This window comes from Amycolatopsis sp. NPDC058340 (assembly GCF_042723975.1).
In the GTDB taxonomy this organism is placed as follows: Bacteria; Actinomycetota; Actinomycetes; order Mycobacteriales; family Pseudonocardiaceae; genus Amycolatopsis.
In genome coordinates, this window is the sequence record NZ_JBHXIB010000005.1 from 169,840 (window position 1) to 191,529 (window position 21,690).

The 21,690-nt window shown below is 67.5% G+C and carries 19 protein-coding genes; 7 read left to right on the plus strand and 12 right to left on the minus strand.

Going from position 1 to position 21,690, the window contains the following annotated elements:
- Window positions 1-6: 6 nt before the first annotated feature.
- On the minus strand, window positions 7-1,587 hold the full coding sequence (locus ACFWIW_RS09060) for a beta-N-acetylhexosaminidase (protein ID WP_378367919.1): 1,581 nt from the start codon (window positions 1,585-1,587) through the stop codon (window positions 7-9).
- A 109-nt stretch (window positions 1,588-1,696) separates the two neighbouring features.
- Complete coding sequence (locus tag ACFWIW_RS09065) at window positions 1,697-3,568, minus strand: propionyl-CoA synthetase (RefSeq protein ID WP_378367920.1); 1,872 nt, start codon at window positions 3,566-3,568, stop codon at window positions 1,697-1,699.
- A gap of 184 nt (window positions 3,569-3,752) precedes the next feature.
- Here ACFWIW_RS09065 and ACFWIW_RS09070 point away from each other — a divergent pair, with 184 nt between their 5' ends.
- Window positions 3,753-5,522 (plus strand): serine/threonine-protein kinase, encoded by a 1,770-nt coding sequence (locus ACFWIW_RS09070; RefSeq protein ID WP_378367921.1) that lies wholly within the window; start codon window positions 3,753-3,755, stop codon window positions 5,520-5,522.
- A gap of 82 nt (window positions 5,523-5,604) precedes the next feature.
- On the opposite strand, the gene ACFWIW_RS09075 is transcribed toward ACFWIW_RS09070, so the two are convergent.
- Window positions 5,605-5,913: a hypothetical protein gene (locus ACFWIW_RS09075; RefSeq protein ID WP_378367922.1), complete on the minus strand. Its 309-nt coding sequence runs from the start codon at window positions 5,911-5,913 to the stop codon at window positions 5,605-5,607.
- A gap of 22 nt (window positions 5,914-5,935) precedes the next feature.
- On the opposite strand from ACFWIW_RS09075, the gene ACFWIW_RS09080 reads away from it, so the two are divergent.
- Window positions 5,936-6,199 (plus strand): hypothetical protein, encoded by a 264-nt coding sequence (locus tag ACFWIW_RS09080; protein WP_378367923.1) that lies wholly within the window; start codon window positions 5,936-5,938, stop codon window positions 6,197-6,199.
- Window positions 6,200-6,236: 37 nt separating this feature from the next.
- On the opposite strand, the gene ACFWIW_RS09085 is transcribed toward ACFWIW_RS09080, so the two are convergent.
- Window positions 6,237-7,280, minus strand: coding sequence for a hypothetical protein (locus ACFWIW_RS09085; RefSeq protein ID WP_378367924.1), 1,044 nt, complete (start codon window positions 7,278-7,280; stop codon window positions 6,237-6,239).
- Between the two features lie 84 nt (window positions 7,281-7,364).
- The gene (locus tag ACFWIW_RS09090; protein ID WP_378367925.1) at window positions 7,365-8,936 is read right to left on the minus strand and encodes a dolichyl-phosphate-mannose--protein mannosyltransferase; all 1,572 of its coding nucleotides are present in this window, start codon (window positions 8,934-8,936) and stop codon (window positions 7,365-7,367) included.
- 68 nt (window positions 8,937-9,004) lie between these two features.
- Between ACFWIW_RS09090 and rsmI the strand changes: the two genes are divergently transcribed.
- Window positions 9,005-9,841 carry a 16S rRNA (cytidine(1402)-2'-O)-methyltransferase gene (rsmI, locus tag ACFWIW_RS09095; protein WP_378367926.1) on the plus strand — a complete coding sequence of 279 codons (837 nt, stop codon included), beginning with the start codon at window positions 9,005-9,007 and terminating at the stop codon, window positions 9,839-9,841.
- Here the strand turns inward: rsmI and ACFWIW_RS09100 are convergent.
- Window positions 9,838-10,314, minus strand: a complete 477-nt coding sequence (locus ACFWIW_RS09100) for a QsdR family transcriptional regulator (protein ID WP_378368049.1) — start codon at window positions 10,312-10,314, stop codon at window positions 9,838-9,840. The genes rsmI and ACFWIW_RS09100 overlap by 4 nt on opposite strands.
- Before the next feature lie 177 nt (window positions 10,315-10,491).
- Between ACFWIW_RS09100 and ACFWIW_RS09105 the strand changes: the two genes are divergently transcribed.
- Window positions 10,492-11,451 carry a zinc-binding alcohol dehydrogenase family protein gene (locus tag ACFWIW_RS09105; protein ID WP_378367927.1) on the plus strand — a complete coding sequence of 320 codons (960 nt, stop codon included), beginning with the start codon at window positions 10,492-10,494 and terminating at the stop codon, window positions 11,449-11,451.
- Here the strand turns inward: ACFWIW_RS09105 and ACFWIW_RS09110 are convergent, their stop codons facing one another.
- The 5 genes from ACFWIW_RS09110 to ACFWIW_RS09130 all read right to left on the minus strand — a co-directional run bounded on the left by ACFWIW_RS09110 (window position 11,452) and on the right by ACFWIW_RS09130 (window position 15,994).
- Window positions 11,452-12,729 carry an aminodeoxychorismate synthase component I gene (locus tag ACFWIW_RS09110; protein WP_378367928.1) on the minus strand — a complete coding sequence of 426 codons (1,278 nt, stop codon included), beginning with the start codon at window positions 12,727-12,729 and terminating at the stop codon, window positions 11,452-11,454.
- 109 nt (window positions 12,730-12,838) lie between these two features.
- Window positions 12,839-13,453, minus strand: a complete 615-nt coding sequence (locus ACFWIW_RS09115) for a glycoside hydrolase family 25 protein (protein WP_378368050.1) — start codon at window positions 13,451-13,453, stop codon at window positions 12,839-12,841.
- A gap of 92 nt (window positions 13,454-13,545) precedes the next feature.
- Entirely contained in the window at window positions 13,546-14,310 is a 765-nt protein-coding gene (locus ACFWIW_RS09120) for an ABC transporter permease (protein ID WP_378367929.1), read from the minus strand.
- On the minus strand, window positions 14,300-15,310 hold the full coding sequence (locus ACFWIW_RS09125; RefSeq protein ID WP_378367930.1) for an ATP-binding cassette domain-containing protein: 1,011 nt from the start codon (window positions 15,308-15,310) through the stop codon (window positions 14,300-14,302). Before ACFWIW_RS09125 ends, ACFWIW_RS09120 begins: the two co-directional genes overlap by 11 nt.
- Before the next feature lie 87 nt (window positions 15,311-15,397).
- The gene (locus tag ACFWIW_RS09130) at window positions 15,398-15,994 is read right to left on the minus strand and encodes a PadR family transcriptional regulator (RefSeq protein WP_378367931.1); all 597 of its coding nucleotides are present in this window, start codon (window positions 15,992-15,994) and stop codon (window positions 15,398-15,400) included.
- Window positions 15,995-16,056: 62 nt separating this feature from the next.
- Here ACFWIW_RS09130 and metG point away from each other — a divergent pair, with 62 nt between their 5' ends.
- The 3 genes from metG (at window position 16,057) to ACFWIW_RS09145 (ending at window position 20,487) form a co-directional block, all read left to right on the plus strand.
- Window positions 16,057-17,850 carry a methionine--tRNA ligase gene (metG, locus tag ACFWIW_RS09135; RefSeq protein ID WP_378367932.1) on the plus strand — a complete coding sequence of 598 codons (1,794 nt, stop codon included), beginning with the start codon at window positions 16,057-16,059 and terminating at the stop codon, window positions 17,848-17,850.
- Window positions 17,851-17,857: 7 nt separating this feature from the next.
- Window positions 17,858-18,694 (plus strand): TatD family hydrolase, encoded by an 837-nt coding sequence (locus ACFWIW_RS09140; RefSeq protein WP_378367933.1) that lies wholly within the window; start codon window positions 17,858-17,860, stop codon window positions 18,692-18,694.
- A 413-nt stretch (window positions 18,695-19,107) separates the two neighbouring features.
- Window positions 19,108-20,487 carry a transglycosylase family protein gene (locus ACFWIW_RS09145; RefSeq protein ID WP_378368051.1) on the plus strand — a complete coding sequence of 460 codons (1,380 nt, stop codon included), beginning with the start codon at window positions 19,108-19,110 and terminating at the stop codon, window positions 20,485-20,487.
- 59 nt (window positions 20,488-20,546) lie between these two features.
- Here the strand turns inward: ACFWIW_RS09145 and ACFWIW_RS09150 are convergent, their stop codons facing one another.
- Window positions 20,547-21,569 carry a DUF222 domain-containing protein gene (locus ACFWIW_RS09150; RefSeq protein ID WP_378367934.1) on the minus strand — a complete coding sequence of 341 codons (1,023 nt, stop codon included), beginning with the start codon at window positions 21,567-21,569 and terminating at the stop codon, window positions 20,547-20,549.
- Between the last annotated feature and the right edge of the window lie 121 nt (window positions 21,570-21,690).

Sequence of the window (21,690 nt, forward strand, 5' to 3'; positions counted from 1 at the left end):
CGCCCGCTACTTCCAGTCGACCTGAGTGGACCGGTAGAAGTCGATACCCTGCTGAACCCACCGCGGGCTCTGCTTCGCCAGCCGGAGCCGGTAGGCGTCCCAGCTCCGGGAAGCCTTGGGCGACCAGCCGATCTCCGCGTGACCCGGCAGCCTCGGGAACGCCATGAACTCGATGTTGTCACTGGTGATCAGCGTTTCCGACCACAGCGGCGCCTCGACCCCGATGACGTTCTTCTCCGTCACGCCCTGCAGGTAGGTGGCCGGATCCCAGTCGTAGCCGTCCTTGACCTCGATCAGCGCGGCCCAGTCCAGGCCGAGCGGCGTCCCGGGGTGGTACTTCATGTCCAGGTACGCCTTGTTCGCGGGCGACATGAGGATCTTGTTGCCGCGCGCGGCCGCGGCGGCGACGGCGGCGTCCGTCCCGGTCGTGCCCCAGAACTGCGGGACGGCCGAAACCGGCGGATTCGTCTTGGCGATGTCGTGCCAGCCCGTGATCGTCTTGCCGTACTTCGCGACGATCGGGTGCACCTTCGTGGCGAAGGTCTGGTAGTCCTCCGGCGTGGTCGAGTGCGCCTCGTCGCCACCGATGTTGATGTACTTCCCAGGGGTGATCGCCGACAGTTCGCGGATGACGTCGTCGACGAACTTGTAGGTGATGTCCTTGCCGATGCACAGCGAGCTGTAGCCGACCTCGATATCCGTGCGCGGCGGTATCGGCTTGCCGTCGCAGTTCAGTTCGGCGTAGGAGTACTGGGCCGCGTTGGTGTGCCCCGGCATGTCGATCTCGGGAACAATCGTGATGTGCCGCGAAGCCGCGTAGCGCACCAGGTCCTTGTACTGCTCCTGCGTGTAGTAGCCGCCGGGAGCGCCGCCGACGGCCGTCTGGCCGCCCACGGTCGCCAGCTTCGGCCAGCTCTTGATCTCGATCCGCCAGCCCTGGTCGTCGCTCAGGTGCAGGTGGAGGTTGTTGATCTTGTACTGCGCGATCTGGTCGATGTAGAGCTTGACCTGGTCCGGTGTGAAGAAGTGGCGGGCGGCGTCGAGCATCGCGCTGCGGTAGCCGAAGCGGGGATAGTCGAGCACCGTGCCGCCCGAAACCACCCACGAACGCTTCTGGACGGTCTTCGCCTCGATCGCCGACGGAAGCAACTGGCGCAGCGTCTGCACGCCGAGGAACAGGCCGTCGTCGGTGTTCGCCTTCAAGGTCACGCCGGAGGGCGACACCTTGAGCTGGTAGCCCTCGTTGCCGACGCGGCCGCTCGCGTGGCCGGTTTCGAGCGAGATGGCCGGGCCGCCGCCGCGGTGGCCGCTGACGACGGGCAGCCGGTAGCCGGTGGCGGGCCGGAGCAGGCCGGCGAGGTACTCGGCGACCTGCCTGCCTTCGCGGTCGGTGCGGATGACGGTCGCGGGGCCGAGACGGAAGTTCGCGCGAGGGTCGGATTTCGCGTCGACCGGCGCGGGGACGACGTCGGTGACGGTCCGTTCGGCCTTCGCGTGCTGTCCCGCGCTCGCCGTGGCGGGCAGTCCGAGCGTCACGAGGCTCAGCACGGCCACGCCGAGCACGGTTCTGGACAGGCGTTTACTCATGGAGCACCTCCGGTCGGATAACTGGAGACTCTCTTCCCTGAGAAGGTATAGACCAATAGGGCAAACGCGACAACACCCGATCGGACCAGTACGCCGTACCGGTCATCGGTCACTCGCCGCGCAGAACCGCTTTCAGGGCATCGAGAACGCTCGCGTCCTCGATGGTCGACGGCACCTGCTCGTCGCGGCCGTCGGCGATACCGCGCATGGTCTTACGCAGGATCTTCCCGGACCGCGTCTTCGGCAGCGCGTCCACAATGGACACGTCACGGAAGGCGGCGACCGGGCCGATGTCGCGCCGCACCAGCGCGACCAATTCGGCCTTGAGCGTTTCGGCGTCGACGTCGGCGCCCGATTTCAGCACCACGAAACCGCGCGGAAGCTGCCCCTTGAGCTGATCCCGTACTCCGATCACGGCGCATTCGGCGACGGCGGGGTGCGACGCCAGCACGGCCTCCATGGAACCGGTCGAAAGCCGGTGGCCCGCGACGTTGATGACGTCGTCGGTGCGGCCCATGACGAACAGGTAGCCGTCTTCGTCGACGTATCCGGAGTCACCCGTCAGGTAGTGCCCTTCGTACCGCGAAAGGTACGCCTCGCGATACCGCTCGTCGTCCTGCCACAACGTCGGCAGCGAACCCGGCGGAAGCGGCAGCTTGATGGCGATGGCGCCTTCACGCCCGGCGGGCAGCGGGTCGCCCGCCTGGTCCAGGATCCGCACGTCCCAGCCCGGCACCGGCTTCGTCGCGGAGCCGGGTTTGACCGGCATCGGTTCCAGTCCGCGCGGATTCGCCGCGATCGGCCAGCCGGTCTCCGTCTGCCACCAGTGGTCGATCACCGGCACGCCGAGCTTCTCGTGCGCCCAGTGATAGGTCTCCGGATCGAGTCGTTCCCCGGCCATGAACAACGTCTTGAATCCGCTGAGCTGGTATTTTTCGATTTCGACGCCGTCCGGATCGACCTTCTTGATCGCCCGCAACGCGGTCGGCGCGGTGAACAACGCCTTCACCCCGTGATCGGAGATGACCCGCCAGAACGCGCCCGCGTCCGGGGTTCCGACCGGTTTGCCCTCGTACATGACCGTCGTCGCCCCGATCAGGAGCGGCGCGTAGACGATGTAGGAATGCCCGACGACCCAACCGACGTCGGACGCCGTCCACCACACGTCGCCGGGCTGGACGTCGTAGATCGCGCTCATCGACCAGGCCAGCGCGACCGCGTGCCCGCCGATGTCGCGCACGACGCCCTTCGGCTTCCCCGTGGTGCCGGAGGTGTACAGGATGTACAGCGGGTCGGTGGCCGCGACCCGCACCGGATCGGCGGGGGAGGCCTTCGCGACGAGTTCGGTCCAGTCGGCGTCGCGCTCACCCAGCTCGGCGCGAGCGCGTTCCCGCTGCAGCACCACGACCTTGTCCGGCTGGTGGACGGTGCCCGCGAGCGCTTCGTCGATGATCGGTTTGTATTCGACGATCCGCGTCGGCTCGATCCCGCACGACGCCGCGACGATGACCTTGGGTTTCGCGTCTTCGATCCGTGCCGCGAGCTCCTTGGGCGCGAAACCGCCGAAAACGACCGAATGCACCGCGCCGAGCCGGGCGCACGCGAGCATCGCGACCGCGGCCTCGGGGACCATCGGCATGTACACGATGACGCGGTCGCCCTTCCCGACGCCGAGGGAGGCGAGCGCGCCGGCGAAGCGCGCGACTTCGTCCAGCAGTTCCGCGTAGGTGAACCGGCGGACCGAATCGGTGACGGGCGAATCCCAGATCAGCGCGGTCTGCTCGCCGCGGCCGTCCCGCACGTGCCGGTCGAGCGCGTTGAACGCCGTGTTCAGCTCGCCGTCCGGGAACCAGCGATAGAAGGGCGCTTTCGACGCGTCGAGGGCCCGCGTCGGCGTGCGGGTCCAGTCGATGGCCTGTGCGGCTTCGAGCCAGAAACCCTCCGGGTCTTCGAGGCTCCGCTGGTACGACTCGGCGTGCATCGAATGCTCCTTCACGTTCGGGTACGGGGACCATCATGGACTTCCGGACCGGCCGATGCCTGGTGGTAACGGCGGAGAGACGCCCGCGACAACCCGGCAACCCTGCGAGGGCATGGAGCGTCCTAAGCTGGACTAGGGGGAAAACCGCCGGAAACGGCCTCGACGAGCGAGGGGAGCAGGGTCCATGGGACTAGCGAGCGCGCTGCTTTCGTTCGCGCACAGCCTGTTCGGGCCAGGGATCTGGCCTGGGGACTGGGTGTGGGCGACGAGCACCGCGGGAGCGCTGGTCGCGCTGCTGCCCGCACTGGGAGCGATGATCGTCGCGATCATCCGCAAAGGCACCGGCAACCGCTACGACGTGGTGACCCTGTCCGTCTTCGGCGGGATCGGCGTCGTCGCCGTCTTCCTGCTGCCGTGGCTGCTGGCCACCGGTGTTTCGCAGACGTACCAGGAGGCCGCGTCCAAATCGGGCGGTAAGTCCGGCTTCTCCAGCAGTGACCTGGCGACCTTCAACGCCGACTACAGCCCGCTGATCGGCAAGCAGAGCGAGTACCTCGGCCGCGGTCAGAACGTGTACGAGGTCCTGTTCTACCCGAACGGGATGCAGCTCAGTTACATCTTCTACCTGATCCTGCTGGTCGGGCTGCCCGCGCTGTCGCTGCTGTTCGTGATGCTGCAGGCGCGCACCGCGTTCCGCCGGGGACCGAAGTGGCCTTCGCGGTTCTTCTGGATCCCGTTCGTCCTGATGGTGCTGGCGAGCGTCGGCATGGGCGCGAACACCGCCGTGCACTTCTGGCTCGGGTTCCTGCCGTTCAGTGTGCTGGGGCTGATCCCGGTCGCGCTGGTCGGCCCGCCGCCGTGGTCGGTGATCAACCGGCCGGACCCGCAGCCCCGGCAGAAGGTAGAGCCGTACCGCCCGGAGCCGCCCGCCCCGAAACCGCAGCCGCAGCTGCCGCCCCCGCCCGCCAAGCAGTACCCGGCGACCGCGCTGGCGCAGGCACCCGAACCTCCCGCGCTGGCCGCGGTCCCGGGCCCGATCCCGCCTCCGCCGGGTTCCCGCAACTCCGGCGGCAGCCGGTACAAGCGTGTCCGGCGGCTCGGCCACGGTGGCTTCGGCACCGTCTGGGAAGCGGTCGACACGCAGCTCAACCGCACGGTCGCACTGAAGATCGCGCACGCGCCGGACCGGGACACCGAGGAACGGATGCAGCGCGAAGCCCGTGCGCTGGCCGTGGTGAACCACCCGAACTGTGTCAAGGTGTACGACCTCGTCGAAGAACCCGACGGGCTCGCGCTGGTGATGGAGTACCTCGAAGGCCGCTCGCTGGCCGAAATCGTCGATTCGCAGGGCCCGCTCGACGACATCGCCGCCGGACGGCTCTGGTCGACCATGGCGGGCGCGCTCGCGGCGGCGCACGAAAAGGGTGTGCTGCACCGGGACCTGAAGCCGTCGAACATCATCCTCGACCGCAACGGGCTCGCCCACCTGATCGACTTCGGCATCGCCCGCAGCCAGGGCGACTCGAAGATGACCGCGACCGGGATGATGATCGGCACGCCGGACTTCGTCGCTCCCGAGCAGGCGATGGGCTCGCCCGCCAGCCCGGCGTCGGACGCCTGGCAGCTCGCCGCGACGGTCAGCTACGCGCTCTCGGGTCAGCCGCCGCGCGGCACCCGGGAGACCCCGATGGCCGCGCTGATGGCCGCCGCCCGTGCCGAACCGGTGTCGAAACTGCCGAACCGCAGCGCCCACGCGCGGATCCTCATCGCGTCGCTCGACCAGGAGCCCCGACGCCGCCCGACGCTCACCGCCGTGCGGCGCGACGTCGAAGGCTGGCTGGCTCGTGCCGGCAAGTCGCCGGACGGTCCGGTGACGCAGATCGTGCCGCGCCGTCCTCCGCAGCAGCAGCCGCAGCCCCATCAGCAGCCGCAGCCTCAACGTCACCCGCGCTGACCTGCGAAAAGAGAGCAAGGGACCTTTGCTACCACTTGTCTCGACATCGAGATAAGTGGTAGCAAAGGTCCCTTGCTCTCCGTCAGTCGACGATGACCCAGGTCCCGCCCTGCCAGGCCATGGTGAACGTCTTGGGCTGAGCCGCCATCATCGCGATCTGCGGCGCGATCGCGCCCGGGGGGACGACGACCTTGTCCGGCCCCTTGCTCTGCAACTTCGCCCGGTCCACGCGGGTGGCCTTCAGCTTCTTCACGTCGTCGGCCGAGAGCATCCCGAACTGCATCGGGGTGAGTTGACGGCATTCCTTCATCCCGCCGTCGAACGCCGGCCCGGTGATCCGGCAGACGGTTTCGAGGTCCTTGGCGCCCAGCGCGTGGTGGTATTCCTCCATCACGCTCGCGGCCCCTTCCGGCGTGTGCGCCACGGCGCCGCCGGCGGCGGGCGTGGTGGTCTCGGAGGAGGCGGTCGCCGAAGGCCTCGAAGTACTGGCTTGTGTCGTGCTGGTGGCCGGCGCTTCGGAGGTGCTCGGAACGGCCGAGGACTGCGGCGACGCGGTTCCCGGAGTCTGCTCTTCGCACCCCGCGATCAAGAACAACGCCGCGGCCGCGCAGGCCGCTCCGAGCGGTCGGATCGTCATGATGCCCCCTGTAGAGCTGCTGTTGACCAGCGAAGAGTAACAACTCGGGGGCAAGTGTCACACTTGAATCGGGAAAATCACGAGTCTCCGGTGATCAGGCCCAGCATCGACACCGACAAGATGAGCTGGGCCGAGACGCAGGTCCGCGGCATCGCTTCCTTCTTCTTGCCGACGAAGTCGACCTGAACGACTTGGCCGTTGCTCAGCTGGACACTCAGGGCACAGGCGTCCGCGGTCTGCTCGAATCTGGCCTTCAACGTGCCGAACCGCCCGTTCCGCACCTCCGCGCCCGGCTTGGGCGGCACGGCTTCGAGACCGCCGGTGCCAGTCGTGTACATCCCGACGGCCTTCGCGTACGGGACCTCGTGAGTACAGGTCGGCCCGAGCGGCCCCTCGCCCTTCTGTGCGCCTTCGCGGCCCGCGTTGACCCCGGCGTAGTTCGTATGAGTGAACTTGACGACCTCGCAGATGTCCGCGTTCTTCAGCACCTCGGCCGCGGGCTCCTGGACGGTGCTCGGCGCCGGTTTGCCACCGGCGAGCGGAACGAATTTCTTCAGCACCACTTCGGCGACCTTCTTCGCCAGTTCGCAGTGCTCGGCGCGAGTGCCCGCTTCGTCGCTGTTGACGTCGTAGGCGTCGACAGCGATCGAGGCATAGGCGCGGACGTCCATGTTGACCGAGCAGAACGTCACCGGTTCCGGGTCGAAGGCGTAGGTCCGGCCCTTGATCCCGGCGATCTCCACCGGCTCCATCACCGCCGAATCCTGCGTGATCCAGCTGTACGGGCTGTAGGCGTGCACCTGCGCGCCCTTGTTGTTCGGGAACTCGAACTGGCAGCCGCTGAGCACCCCCTTGGCGCTTGTGAGACCGAGCGGCTGCAGGTCCGGCTTGATCGACTCGAGCCAGTCGCAGCCCTCTTCGCCTCGCTTCGCGGGCAGCGCCAGCGGCTGGTCGAGCACCTGATCACTGAAACCCGACCCGTCGGCGGGCGGTTCGTATCGCGGGTACTTCGCCTCGCTCGCGCCCGGTGCAGAGCCCTCGCGGAAAGCCTTCCCGTCGATGGCGCTGGAACAGCCGGTGATCAGCAGGGCGACGGCCAGGAAATACGGCCAACGAGACATGACGACCCCCAGTAGTCCTCAATTCGGACGGGAGTCTAAGCCGCTTCCGGGCGCCTCGCCGGGTCTTGGGTCAACCGATCGTGGTCACTTCCAGGACGGAAGCCACAACTCGGCGTTCCAGTGCTCGTTCGTGATCGCGTTGCCGTTCAGGATCGGCCACAACCAGGCGAAGTTGGCCACGACGAGCCCCACGTAGAGGGCGACGACGAGCAGGCCGGTGCCCCGCCGCTCGAATCCGCGTTTCGCGCTCCCGAGGATCTGCCCGAGGACCAGCGTCAACCCGAGTACCAGGAACGGCGCCAGCGGCGTCGCGTAGAAGTAGTACATCTGGCGGTCGAGGTTGGTGAACCACGGCAGGAACCCGGCGAGGTAGCCGACGAGCACAGCGGCGTAGCGCCAGTCCGCGCGGAAGACCGAGCGCCACACGCTCCAGCCGAGCATCGGCAGCGCCAGCCACCACATCGCCGGCGTCCCGATCAGCATCGTCGCCCGCACGCACGTCGACTCGCCGCAGCCGGTCGCGTCCGTGCCACCCGCGTACGCGTAGAGCATCGGCCGCAGCCCCATCGGCCAGGTCCACGGCTTCGACTCCCACGGATGCGGTTTGTCCTTGGGCGTCACCAGGTTCGCGTGGAAGTCGAGCACGTTCATCGAATAGTCGCCGAGCGACCGCAACGCGGGCGGCATCCAGGCCCAGAAACCGGGGTCGATGTCCTTGATGGCCACGTAGTTGCGGTCGGTCGCGGTCTCGCTCGCGAACCAGGCCCAGTAGCAGGCGAGGTACACCAGGATCGGGATGACGACGATCGCCCACAGCGCGGGCAGCACGTCACGGCGCAGCGTGCCGACCCACGGCCGCTGCACGCCGGCCGCCCGCCGCGCGGCGACGTCGAAGAAGACGGTGAGGAGCCCGAACGCGGCGATGTAGTAGAGCGCCGACCATTTGACGCCGAAGGTCAGCCCGATCATCAGGCCGCCGGCGAACCTCCACCACCGGAAACCCAGCTTCGGGCCGAACCGGGATTCGTCGATCCAGCCTTCGCGGACGGCCACGGCGAGCCGCTGCCGCACCTGGTCGCGGTCGCACAGCAGACAGGCGAACGCGGCGAGGACGAACAACGCGATGAAGATGTCGAGCATGCCCATACGTGACTGCAGGTGCAGGACGCCGTCGCTGATCACCAGGATCCCGGCGACCGCGCCGAGCAGCGTCGACCGCGTGAGCCGCCGGGCGATCCGGATGGTGAGGAGCACGATCAGCGTGCCCGCCAGCGCCGGCATGATCCGCCAGCCCCAGGCGTTGTAGCCGAACAGCCACTCGCCGATCGCGATGAGATGCTTCGCCAGCGGCGGGTGGACGATCAGCTCGTAGCCGTAGTTGTCCTCGTAACCGCCGTTGCGCAGCATCTGCCACGCCTGCGGGACGTAGTGCTTCTCGTCGAAGACCGGGGTGCCCTTGTCCGTGGGCGTTCCCAGGTTCTGGATCCGGACGATGCCGCCGATGAGCGTCAGCACCAGCGTGACGATCCAGCCGCGCAGACGGTCCGTCGGCATGCCGCGGCCGAGGAGGGTGGCCTCCCGGTCGTTCGGTGGCCTGAGCGCGTCGACCGGATCCGGCCGCACGCTCTCGTTGTCGCGGGTCAGCAGTGCGGTCACGGGGCATGATCCTACGGGCGGAAGAGTGAACTCGGTGTCCGGATCTGCCAACCGGTTAACCTTCGGGAATGACCGAAGGACGCCTCGTGCTGGCAGCCACCCCGCTCGGAGACGTCCGTGACGCTTCGCCGCGCCTGTCCGAAGCCCTCGCGACGGCCGACGTGATCGCGGCCGAAGACACCCGGCGCCTCCGCTCCCTCGCCGCCGCCCTCGATGTCTCGCCGGTCGGACGTGTCGTCAGCTTCTACGAGGACGTCGAGACCGCCCGGCTGCCGAAACTGCTCGAATCGCTCCAATCGGGCGAAACGGTGGTCTTGGTGACCGACGCCGGCATGCCGAGTGTTTCGGATCCCGGGTTCCGCCTGGTGGCGGCCTGCGTCGAGGCGGACGTGCCGGTGACCTGTCTGCCCGGCCCGTCGGCGGTGACCACGGCACTGGCGCTGTCCGGCCTGCCTTGTGACCGTTTCTGTTTCGAAGGTTTCGCCCCGCGTAAGCCCGGCGAACGCGCGAAATGGCTCGGTTCGCTGAAGGACGAGCCCCGCACGGCCGTGTTCTTCGAGTCTCCGCATCGCCTCGCGAGCACGCTCGCCGACGCCGCCGAAGTGCTGGGCCCCGAGCGTTGTGCCGCCGTCTGCCGTGAACTGACCAAAACCTATGAAGAGGTCAAACGCGGCAATCTGCCGGATTTGGCCGCCTGGGCCGCCGAGGGAGTCAAAGGCGAGATCACCGTAGTTCTGGCGGGCGCGCCGCCGCGCTCGGTGAGCGTCGAGGACCTGGTCTCGGAGGTCTCTTCGCGGGTCTCGGCAGGTGAACGCCTCAAATCCGCCGCCGCCGAGGTCGCCGAGGCGGCCGGGGTGTCGAAGAAGGAGCTCTACGACGCTGTTCTCGCTTCCCGCAAGCGCTAGGACAGCAAGGCCGTCACGGCGGCGTGCGCCTTCCCGGCATCGGGTTCGTCGCCGGTGATGACATCGGTGTAGATGAAGGACTCGCCGATCCGCACCAGCAGATAAGCCAGGTCTTCGACCGGCAGTGGCGGAGTGAGCCGCCCGGCCTCGACCTCTTCGTCCAGGAACTCGCGCATCTTCGCGATCGCGCGACTCTGCACCACGCTGGCCTTCGTCGTCAGGATCCGCAGCGCCCGCTCGGGCTCGTTGCGCAAGAACTCCCGGAACGGTTTCGAGCCGTTCACAGTCCGGACGAAGGTGCCGACGAGTTCCGCGATCCCTTCCGCGCCGCGCCCGAGCTTGCCGGAAGACCGCGCTTCGAAGACCTCCACGGTCATCGACCACAGGATTTCGCCGAGCAGCTGATCCCGGCCGCCGACCCATCGGTGCAGGGTCGCCCGGCTTATCCCCAGTTCACTCGCCAGGTCGCCCATGTCCACCCGGCGCCCCTCCAGAAAGCGGGCGCGCGCGATCGTGAACGCGCGCAGGGCGTCCGGGCGCGGCGAAGTCAGCTGGCGTTCGAGTGCGGTTTCGATGAGTGAAACATATCACGCGATGTCTCAGGCATGAGACATATGCAAGAATGTCTCATCTCGACGAGGAGGAAGCGGATGCGCGCAGTACAGGTGACCGAGTTCGGCGGACCCGAGGTGCTCAACCTCGTCGACCTTCCCGATCCCGTCCCCGGCCCAGGTCAGCGGCTGGTCGAGGTCGACCGCGTCGGCATCAACTACGCCGATACACACCAGGCCGAGAACTCTTACCTCGCGCCGAGCAAGCTCCCGCTCGTCCCCGGCGGCGAAATCGTCGGCCGCACCCCCGACGGCAAACGGGTCGTCGCGCTGCTCAACGGCGGTGGCGGCTATGCCGAGCGCGCGGTCGCCGACGACGTCACCAGCTACGAGGTTCCCGACGGCGTCGACGACCTGACCGCGCTCTCCTTCATCGTCCAGGGGACCACGGCCTCGCTTCTGCTGCGCAAGAGCGCTCACCTCGAACCCGGCGAAACCGTCGTCGTGCACGCGGCCGCGGGCGGGGTCGGCTCCATCGCCGTGCAACTGGCGAAAGCCTGGGGAGCGAGCCGGGTCATCGCGACCGCCAGCAGCGACGAAAAGCGCGCCCTCGCCCTCGAACTGGGCGCCGACGTCGCCATCGATTCGCGAGCCGAGAACATGACCGACGCGCTCCGCGAGGCGAACGGCGGCAAACGCGTCGACATCGTGCTCGACATGACCGGTGGCACGGTCACGGACCAGAGCATCGCGGCCCTCGCACCGTTCGGCCGTCTCGCGTTCTACGGCATGGCCAGCCGCGAGAACCCGAAGCCGATCGAAGCCCGCAACCTCCTCGGGCACAGCACCACCGTGGCCGGGATGTGGCTGCCGCACGCTTTCAAACTCCCTGGCGATGTCTTCGGCCGCGCGCTCGACGAGCTTTTCGAGCTGGCCCTCGCCGGCCGGATCCGCGCTGTCGCCGGAGGCGAGTACGCGCTGTCCGACGCGCGCGCCGCCCACGAGGCCCTGCGCTCGCGCGGCACGATGGGCAAGCTCCTGCTGGACCCCACCAAGTAGCTAGCCGAGCAGGCGCTCCAGCGGAGCGGACTTGTGCAGGCACTCCTGCCATTCCGCGTCGCTGTCGGAGTCGGCGGTGATCCCGCCGCCGACTCCGAGCGCGATCGTGCCTTCGTGGATTTCGAAGGTTCTGATCGCGACGTTCAGTTCCAGGCCGGCGATCGGCGAAGCGAGCCCGATCGCGCCGGTGTAGACGCCGCGCGCGGTGGGCTCCAGTTCGGCGATCAGGTCCAGCGCCCGGATCTTCGGCGCGCCCGTCACCGAACCCGGTGGGAACGTGGCCGCCAGCAGCGCCGCGTCGTCGATCCCGTCGGCGAGCGATCCCTCCACAGTGGACTCCAGATGCCAGACCCCCGGCGCGGGCCGGACCGCGAGCAGCTCGGGGACGCGCACACTGCCGGTGGCGCACACCCGGCCGAGATCGTTGCGGACGAGATCGGTGATCATCACGTTCTCGGCGACGTCCTTGGTGGATTCACGAAGCCGTCGCGCGAGGTGTTCGTCAGCGGGGTTCCGTCGCGGCAGGGTGCCCTTGATCGGCGTCGACCGGACGCGTCGCCCATGCCTGGCAAGGAAAAGCTCGGGAGAGAACGAGACGACCGAGCCCCAGTCTCCGGCGAGGAACGCCGCCCGGCGGGCTCCCAGACGACGCACGCCTTCGGCGAACAACGCGATCGGATCGCCCGTGAACCTTCCGCCGAAGCGGGCGCAGATGTTCGCCTGGAAAAGCTCGCCGGCCTCGATCGCGTGCACACACGCCTTGACGGCGTCGTAGTGCTCCGAAGGAAGCGGGCGTGACAACGGACCGGAACTCCAGGTCGTCGCCTCGGGAAGCTCGGCGAGCGCGGATTCCACCGTGGACACCTCGTCGACCGGATCCGGAGCACCGTCGGGAACCAGGGCTTCGAACCACCACGACCCGTTCGCGTCCAGCCGGAGAACCCGGTCGACCCAGCCCCACGCGGCAGGCGGAAGCTCCCCGGAACGGCCCGACGGATCGGTCAGGTCGTACCCCAGGTAGCCGAACCAGCCGCCCCCGACCGCGCCGGGCACCGCGTCACGAACGTCAGGCATCCGAGTGGGGATCGAGAACGCTTCGGCCACGTCACGGACCGGAGTCAGGGAAGCGTTCAGCGCGATGACCGCGCGGGAAGAGAACCACTCTCCGCAAAGCGCGGCGGGCGGTGCGAGCCCGAGCTTCTCGGCGCGTGCGCCGAGAACCGCCAGTGCCCGTTCGGGCCCGACGTCGGTCCGCAGCTTCCGGCACATCAACCGCACGCGACATTGTCGCCGTCCGGGTGGCCGGAAAAGCAACCCGCGCCCAGCGGAAAGTGAGATCCGCGACCACGCGGTGACGTCATGCACATCCGCCGTCACGCAGCGGGAACTACAAGAGCACGTCGGTCAGTTTGAAGGGATAGACCACGGCGTCCTGCGCGATCGGTCCGTCCACACCGGGCAGGCCGTCGCCGAAACCGTGCTGATGCAATCCCAGCCGCGAGTGGAACCATCCCGGTCTTCCCGGGATCTCGTTGTGCCTGACCAGCCACAACACCACTTCGCTGTCCGCCCACTTGTCCGGCCGCAACCGGTTCGTCCAGCAGTCGAGGCTCGCGTACACGAGGACGCGTTCGACGCGCGCCGCATTCCTGACGTGTTTGATCCACGCCTTGATGAACCGGTCGTCGACGCTCGGCGCCTCCACTTCGAGCGCGGGTGCGAGCGAACCGGGCGCGAAGGCGCCGAGCGCGCTCGCCGTCCGCACGAAATGGTCGGCTTGGTCATGGACGGCACCAGGACGTGCGTAGTGCCGCGCGCCGGTGTGGATACCGGCGTGCTGCGCGCCGGTCAGATTGCGTTCCGCCGCGGCGTCCCGCCAGTTGGTGTTTTCGGTGACGGTTACCGACGCGAACCGGATATCGGCGCCACGAACCGCCGCCCAGTCCGTCACCGTCTCACGGTGGGACAGGGTGACGCCGTGCTCGCCTTCCGGATCCAGCAAACCCACCTGCCTCGAATTTCGCCCCAGTACGACCGAAAGGTCACCATACGTCCGCGGAGCGGCCGCAAGGTGACCTTTCGGTACAGCGTGTCTCAGGCGTTCTCGCGTTGGAACGTCCGCGAGCCCCACCAGATGGCCAGAACGGCCATGACCAGCACCACGACGCTCCCGGTGAACAGCGCGTCCATCGAGAAGTCGCCGCGGAAACTGTTCCGCTCGACATCCACCACATGCCGGAACGGATTGATGCGGGAAATCGTGTACAGCCAATCCGGCGCCGAGCCCGCGGTGATCGGGATCAGGATTCCGGAAAGCAGCAGCAGCGGCATGAGAACCGCGTTGAGCAAAGCAGGGAAGGCGTCTTCGCTCTTGAGGGTCAGCGCCAGCGCGTACGAGCACGACGCCAGCGTGACCGACAGAAGGAAGACGATCACCAGACTGAGCACGACACCGCTGAACGGAGCGTTCAGATCGAAGACGAGATATGCCAGCGCGATGATGATCAAGGCCTGGACGACGGTCTGCAACGCGTTGGCGAGCACCTTGCCCAGCAGTAATGCCACTCGGCTCACCGGGGTGACCCGCATGCGTTCGACCACGCCCGAGCGGAATTCCGCGAGGAGCCCGAACCCGACGAACGAGCTGCCGAACAACGCGAGCTGCGCGATGATCGCCGGGGTGAAGATCATCCATCCGTCCACATCGGACAGCCCTTGCGCGTTGAGCGCCTTCACCAGAAGCGGCCCGAAGAAGAACAAGTAGAGGAGCGGCTGCATGATGCCGATCGCGAGCCACGTCGGGTTGCGCAACGCCGCGAGCATGTCACGGCGGAAGATCAACCAGGTGTCATGCAACATGCGTGGCCTCCTTCTCCGCCGAGGCGTCGGTCGGCGCGCCCTCTTCGGCGTCGCGCAGGCTCCGGCCCGTCAGGGTCAGGAACACGTCGTCGAGCGTCGGCCGGTGCACCTGCATGGAGGTCATCGCGATGCCGCGCGCGTCGAGCGCCCGCAGCAATTCGGGCATCGCGGTGTCCCCGCGCGGCACCCGGAAACGCACGGTGCCGTCGGTGACCGTCAGTTCGTGTGCACCTTCGAGGCGGCCCGCGACCTCCGCGGTCTCCGCCGCCGACTCCGGTGAGACCCCGATGACGACACCGTCGCCGGAAACCCTCGCTTTCAACGAGTCCGGTGTGCCTTCGGCGACGATCTTCCCGTCATCGATGACGATCAGCCGGTCGGACAGCGCGTCGGCCTCGTCGAGGTAGTGCGTGGTCAGGAAGACCGTGACTCCCTGCTCGTCCCGCAGCCTGCGGATGTGGTCCCACAGGTTCGCCCGGCTCTGCGGGTCGAGCCCCGTCGACGGCTCGTCGAGGAAGACGAGCCCGGGCGAATGGATCAGCCCCAGCGCGATGTCGAGCCTGCGGCGTTGCCCGCCCGACAGCGTCGCCGTCGTCCGCTGGTCGAGCCCGGCCAGGTCCAATTGCTCGGCGAGGACGGCTCCACGAGCGAGCGCGTCCTCCTTGCTCATCCGGTACAGCCTGCCCTGGAACTCGATCTCCTCGACGACCTTGCTCGCCGGCGCGGTGCCGCCGCCTTGAGCGACGTACCCGATTCGCCGTCGCACCCCCAGCGGGTCGGCGAGGAGGTCGCAGCCGCCGACCGTCGCCTCGCCGGCGGTGGGCTTGAGCAGCGTGGTCAGCATGCGCAGGGTCGTGGTCTTCCCCGCGCCGTTCGGTCCGAGGAAGCCGACCAGTTCCCCGGCCGACACATCGAGATCGACGCCCTTGACGGCGTGGACCTCGCCCCCATTGCGGCCCTTGCGGCGGAACCGCCGCTCAAGGCCGCGTGCCTTGATCATGGTTACTCCTTTCGGTGCGCAGCTAGTCAAGTTTGACTAGTGGCTGGACGCACTGTGCCCTAGGAGTCGTTCCGTAGTCAAATTTGATTACTTGGGCGGCGCGCCGAACACGGCTTCGTCGTCCGCGCCTTCGCCCGCCATCACGTACTCGCCTGCTTCAAGACGGCCGATCAGATCCCTCATCCACGTCACGTTCGCGTCCGCGTGCACGCTCCACAGGCGGTACAGCTCGCTCACGTGGGGAGGTTTCCCCAGATCGACGGCGTGTTCGCGGGCGTAATGGGTCGATCGGGCGTGCGCTTCCATATTTGCCAGCTGCTGTTTCAGCAAAGCCAGCACCTGCGCGCGCGGCAGCGTCGGCATGAACGTGACGGCCGCGGACAGGGAGTACCCCGTGGCGTCGTCGCTCGACAGCGCCCTGCCGAGTTGCACCAGGAACTCGGTCTCGCCGTCCTCGGTCAGCCTGTACGCGATCCTGTCGGGCCCGCCGCCCGGTTCGACGTCCTCGACCTGTTCCAGAAGGCCTTCGGACGTCATCTTCTTCAGCGCGTGATAGATCGAACCCGGCTGGACATTGCCCCACTTGTCGGCCGCCCACGAGAGAAGCTCGCGCCGGACCTGGTAGCCGTGCGCCTTGCCGTACATGCGCACGACACCCAGCACCAGCAGACGCGTGGCGGACACCGAGGCCTCCGATCCTCTCCCGGACAACAATGCCTTAGACGACGTCCGTAGGCTAAACAAGCATGAGCACCCCAGTGTTGACTGCGGTGGCCTGGCCCTACGCCAACGGCCCCCGCCACATCGGCCACGTGTCCGGATTCGGCGTCCCGTCCGACGTCTTCTCCCGCTACCAGCGAATGGCCGGCAACCGGGTGCTCATGGTGTCCGGTACCGACGAACACGGCACCCCGATCACCGTCCAGGCCGACAAGGAAGGCATGACCTCCCAGCAGACGGCCGACAAGTACACCCGCCAGATCGGCCAGGACCTGCAAGGGCTCGGCCTCACCTACGACCTGTTCACCCGCACCACCACCGGTAACCACGCCGAGGTCACGCAGCAGATCTTCCTCGCGCTGCACCGCAACGGCTACGTCGTCCCCAAGACGACCCGGGGCGCGATCAGTCCCTCGACCGGCCGCACCCTGCCCGACCGGTACATCGAGGGCACCTGCCCGATCTGCGGCTACGACGGCGCGCGCGGTGACCAGTGCGACAACTGCGGCAACCAGCTCGACGCGGCCGAACTGATCAACCCGAAATCCCGGATCAACGGTGAAACACCGAAATTCGTCGAGACCGAGCACTACTTCCTCGACTTGACCGCGTTCGTCGATACCCTGGGCAAGTGGCTGTCCAGCAAGACCGACTGGCGCCCGAACGTCCTCAACTTCACGAAGAACCTGATCGACGACATGCGGCCGCGGCCGATCACCCGCGACCTCGACTGGGGCGTGAAGATCCCGCTGGACGGCTGGCGCGACCAGCCGCTCAAGCGCTTCTACGTCTGGTTCGACGCGGTCATCGGCTACTTCTCGGCGAGCGTCGAGTGGGCGCGCCGCACCGGGAACCCGGACGCCTGGCAGGAGTGGTGGAACAACCCGGACGCCCGCTCCTACTACTTCATGGGCAAGGACAACATCACCTTCCACGCCCAGATCTGGCCCGCTCTGCTCTTCGGCCACAACGGCGAGGGTGATCGTGGCGGCGTGGCCGGCAAGTACGGCAAGCTGCACCTGCCCGACGAGATCGTTTCCAGCGAGTTCCTCACGATGAGTGGCTCGAAGTTCTCGACTTCGCGCGGCACGGTCATCTACGTCCACGACTTCCTGCGTGACTTCGGCCCGGACACGCTGCGGTACTTCATCTCCGTCGCCGGCCCCGAGACCCAGGACACCGACTTCACCTGGGACGAATTCGTCCGCCGGACCAACTTCGAGCTGGCCAACGAGTGGGGCAACCTGGTCAACCGGTCCATCTCGATGGCGCACAAGAACGTCGGAGCCATCCCGCGTCCCGACGCTCCCATGGCCGCCGACGAGGAGCTCAAGGAGCTGTCCCGCAAGGCGTTCGACACCGCCGGTGCCCACCTGCAGCGGTCGCGGTTCAAGGCGGCGGCGAGCGAGGCCATGCGGGTCGTCACCGCTGCCAACCGGTACCTCTCGGACCAGGAGCCGTGGAAGCTCAAGGACGACCCCGCGCGGCGCGACAGCGTTCTGCACACCGCCCTGCAGGTCGTTTCCGACGCCAACACGCTGCTGACCCCCTTCCTGCCTCACTCGGCACAGAAGGTGCACGAGGCCCTCGGCGGTACCGGCGTCTGGGCCGCCCAGCCCGAGCTTCAGGAAGTCGAAGACCTCGACATCCCGGGCCGGATCAACCCCATCCTCACCGGGGACTACAAGGCCGAGCAGGCGCGCTGGAAGTCCGTGCCGATCGAGGTCGGCAGGCCTCTGGAGAAGCCGACCCCGCTGTTCGCCAAGCTCGACCCGGAGCTCGGCGAGACCGGCCCCGAATGGGCGCCGATCTCGAAGTGAGCAGCTGATGGGTGCGGAGAAGAAGGAACTACCGCCGATCCCGGACAGGTTGCCGGTGTCGGTGGTCGACGCGCACACCCACCTCGACGCGTGCGGCGCGGTCACCGCGGCTGATGTGACAGCCATGGTCGACCGCGCCGAACGCGCCGGCGTGTCCCGGGTGATCACCGTCGCGGACGATCTCGCGGCCGCTCGCTGGGCGGCGCGAGCGTCCACTTGGGACACGCGGGTTTGGGCCGCCGTCGCGATCCATCCCACGCGCACCAAGGAATTCGGCGAAGCCGAGAAGTCCGAAGTGGAGAGTCTCGCGAAAGAGTCCAGAGTGGTCGCGGTCGGCGAGACCGGCCTCGACTACTACTGGGACTACTCGCCCCACGACGCCCAACAGGACGCCTTCCGGTGGCACATCGATCTCGCCAAACGCATCGGCAAGCCGCTGATGATCCATGATCGAGACGCTCACGACGACGTCCTCCGGATCCTCGAGGAAGAGGGAGCGCCCGAGCAGGTCGTCTTCCACTGTTTCTCGGGGGACGAGCTGGTCGCTCGCCGCTGTGTGGACGCGGGATACGTGCTGTCCTTCGCCGGGACGGTCAGCTTCCGCAACGCCAAAGGGCTCCACGAGGCGGCGCGGATCGTTCCGGCGGACCAGTACCTCGTCGAAACGGACGCTCCGTTCCTGACCCCGCATCCGTTCCGTGGGCGGCCGAACGAGCCCTACTGCGCCGCGTACACGGTTCGGCACCTCGCCTCTCTCCGGGGCGAGGCTGTGCACGAGGTGGCCGAATCGGTGCGAAAGACCGCTGAGCGGGTCTTCCGTTTGCCGACAGTCACGGCCGGTTGAACGGATTGCGACATTAGTGATCAGCAATGGTCCACTCTGATGAGTGACCAACGTCACGACACTCCGGGCGGTGTTTGCGCAACCCGGCGAGGTTCGTTACTGTCCCGTGATCGTGCCGGTCGGTACCCGCTCATGCGGTTTCCGGCTGTTACGCCCACAGTCACGTCAGTGCACGTCGGGGAAGCGGAACCAGGAGAGGTACGGCCTGGAACCGTGACGATGGCGCTGGCTGCGGGTGTCGGACTTCTAGAGGTGTGCCGAAGAGCGCATCGAGACGAAGGACGTAGTGGAGCGGTAGTCGAGCTCCTCGACGTCTTGGGAAAGGGAACGACCCAGTGACTGGTAGCAGTAGGCAGGATGGCTCGCGCCTCGGCGCAGAGACGAACACCTTCGCTTCCGCCGGCTCGGTCGCCGTGCTCGACCGCGACACCCACTACGGCGAGCTCGACTACTCCGACGATCCGCGCATCACGCACCAGGACGTCCTGGCCGCGCTCGGCCCCGACGCCGACGCCCTGATGGCCGAGATCGACGTCGACGTCGACGAGCTGATCCGCCTCATCAGCGCCGAGACCACCATGCTCCCGCCGATCGTCATTCCGGACGAGCTGGCCGAGGACCGCACCGCGGGCGCGCCGATGAAGGCCGCGACCAAGGACGAGGTCATCGCGAACTCGACCCGCGTCTGGAAGAAGCGGTTCCTCAAGGGGACCGTCATGGCGGTGCTGCTCACCCTCGGTGGTGGCGGCGCGGCCGCGATGGCGATGAACAAGAGCGTCACGCTCGACGTCGACGGCAAGCAGCAGACCGTCCACAGCTTCGGTGACACCGTCGGTGAAGTCCTCGAAGACGCCGGCCTCTCGGTCGGCGCGCACGACTCGCTCTCGCCCTCGCCTCAGGCCGAGGTGGGCGACGGCGGCGTCATCAAGCTGGAGCGCGGCCGCAAGCTCAACCTGATCGTCGACGGCGCACCGCAGCAGGAGTCCTGGGTCCGCGCGACCAACCTCGGCGACGCGCTGAACCAGCTCGGTCGCGCCGATCTCGCCAAGGCCGGCACCTGGACCTCGCTTCCGCAGAACGGTGAGCTGCCGCTCGAAGGCGCCACCGTCGAGGTCAAAACCCTCAAGAACGTCACGGTCTACGACGGCGCGAACGAACCCCGCAAGGTGCAGACCAACTCGGTGACCACCAAGGAATTCCTCGGTGAGCTCCGGATGACCCTCGGCCCGGACGACGAGGCCGTCGGCGGTCTCGACGTCAAGCTGGTCGACGGCGCCGAGGTCCACATCAGCCGGACCGGCGTCACCATGGTCAAGCAGAACGAGGAAATCGCGCCGCCCGAGCAGAAGGTCGACGACCCGAACCTCGAAAAGGGCAAGACCAAGGTCGAGGACCCAGGCACCCCGGGCCAGAAGACCGTGACCTACAAGGTCACCAAGCGCAATGGCAAAGAGGTCGGCCGCGAGAAGGTCTCGGAAGAGGTCATCACCGAGGCCAAGCCCAAGATCGTCAAGGTCGGTACCAAGAAGCCCGCGGATCCGGTCATCGGAGACGCCGGCGCCTGGGACCGCATCGCGCAGTGCGAGTCGACCGGGAACTGGTCCGCCAACACCGGCAACGGCTACTACGGTGGCCTGCAGTTCAACAAGAGCACCTGGGACGCCTACGGCGGCGACCAGTACGCCGCGTACCCGCACCAGGCCAGCAAGGCCCAGCAGATCGCTGTCGCCGAGAAGGTTCGCGAGGACCGTGGCGGTTACAGCGCCTGGCCGCACTGTGGCAAGAAGGCCTGAGGCCGATCCATCCTCCTTTCCTGAAGGTCACCATGTGGGTTTTGCCCGCAAGGTGGCCTTCAGGCCGTTAGAGGCTTCTGAGGCTGTGTCAAATTCCCGGGTCTCGGTCTCGACAGTCGTGCCCACCATCGAGGGGGCCGCATGTGGGCGACATTCCGGGAGCGTTCGGTCGCGGCGCCCCCTGGACCGCCTTCGCTGCCGCGGTCAGGGCTTTGGTGGCCCTGTGGCGGCGCCTGGGTGGCCTTGGGGCGGCTGGCGGGTTCCTCCGCGCGCTGCGCGGGCTGAGGCTCCTCAGCGACCCGCTCCGAGGTCTGGCGGGGTGCGGGGATGTCCGGACCGGCCTCCGCGAGATCGACGATCTCCGCGAACGCGTCGCCGCGTCTCTCCGCCGGAGCACGGTCGTCGGCTTCCTCGCCGGGAGCCGGATACGCGCGCGGCACCAGGAGCGCGTTCAGGCGGGCGCCTGTCTCGGGATCGAGATTTCCGCGCATGTCCCAACGGCCGGTCCGTTTCTGGCGCAACCAGAATTCGCTTCGCTGACGTTTCGGCGCGGGGTCCTCTTTGGGGTTTCCATCCGGGTCGTGTCGCGCGAGCAGGTCGGTGCCCGCCATCGTGACGTCGCGAGGTCTTGCGACACCCGCGAGCTCGACCAGGCCCCTTTCGGCCTCCAGCCGTTCGTCCGCGTCGAGGTGGTCTGGCAGCTTCTTCATGACAGTGACGATCCGATCGATACCGGCCTCGGCCAACGCGCCGGTGCCGGCCGAGATTCCGGTCAACGGCGCGACGGGGTCGATCGACGTGCCGTCGCGCGCCCGTCTCGAATTGAGCGCGAGTGCTCTGGCTGTCACTTTCTGAGCCTCTGCTCGAGGCACTCGAGCCACATGCTCGTAGAAGACGGCGATCGAGTTGTATCCGTAGAGGTCCTGGACACCACGTGACTCGATCTCGGCCAGGATCTGGCCGACTTCGGCGAACAGACGTCGCCCTTCGCGTAGCCGAGTCTGCAACTCGTGGAGGAGCAGTTCGGCGTCACCTTCCGGCAGGTTGAGCGGGAAGGCCTTGGGGATATTTGTGCTGGTCATCCTTCGATTGTCGAGGCAGATTCGAACGAATGCACGGTATCGATCGGGTGGATGATCATCACGCTCCGGCTGCGCTGACCTGCGCCGATCACACGGGAGTGGGATACGTGTCAGTTCGAAA

Excerpts from the sequence above, each read along its gene's own strand:
- ACFWIW_RS09060 (WP_378367919.1), bottom strand. The coding sequence starts at position 1,587 with ATGAGTAAACGCCTGTCCAGAACCGTGCTCGGCGTGGCCGTGCTGAGC.
- ACFWIW_RS09065 (WP_378367920.1), bottom strand. The coding sequence starts at position 3,568 with ATGCACGCCGAGTCGTACCAGCGGAGCCTCGAAGACCCGGAGGGTTTC.
- ACFWIW_RS09070 (WP_378367921.1), top strand. The coding sequence starts at position 3,753 with ATGGGACTAGCGAGCGCGCTGCTTTCGTTCGCGCACAGCCTGTTCGGG.
- ACFWIW_RS09075 (WP_378367922.1), bottom strand. The coding sequence starts at position 5,913 with ATGGAGGAATACCACCACGCGCTGGGCGCCAAGGACCTCGAAACCGTC.
- ACFWIW_RS09085 (WP_378367924.1), bottom strand. The coding sequence starts at position 7,280 with ATGTCTCGTTGGCCGTATTTCCTGGCCGTCGCCCTGCTGATCACCGGC.
- rsmI (WP_378367926.1), top strand. The coding sequence starts at position 9,005 with ATGACCGAAGGACGCCTCGTGCTGGCAGCCACCCCGCTCGGAGACGTC.
- ACFWIW_RS09100 (WP_378368049.1), bottom strand. The coding sequence starts at position 10,314 with ATGGGCGACCTGGCGAGTGAACTGGGGATAAGCCGGGCGACCCTGCAC.
- ACFWIW_RS09105 (WP_378367927.1), top strand. The coding sequence starts at position 10,492 with ATGCGCGCAGTACAGGTGACCGAGTTCGGCGGACCCGAGGTGCTCAAC.
- ACFWIW_RS09120 (WP_378367929.1), bottom strand. The coding sequence starts at position 14,310 with ATGTTGCATGACACCTGGTTGATCTTCCGCCGTGACATGCTCGCGGCG.
- ACFWIW_RS09125 (WP_378367930.1), bottom strand. The coding sequence starts at position 15,310 with ATGATCAAGGCACGCGGCCTTGAGCGGCGGTTCCGCCGCAAGGGCCGC.
- metG (WP_378367932.1), top strand. The coding sequence starts at position 16,057 with ATGAGCACCCCAGTGTTGACTGCGGTGGCCTGGCCCTACGCCAACGGC.
- ACFWIW_RS09140 (WP_378367933.1), top strand. The coding sequence starts at position 17,858 with ATGGGTGCGGAGAAGAAGGAACTACCGCCGATCCCGGACAGGTTGCCG.
- ACFWIW_RS09150 (WP_378367934.1), bottom strand. The coding sequence starts at position 21,569 with ATGACCAGCACAAATATCCCCAAGGCCTTCCCGCTCAACCTGCCGGAA.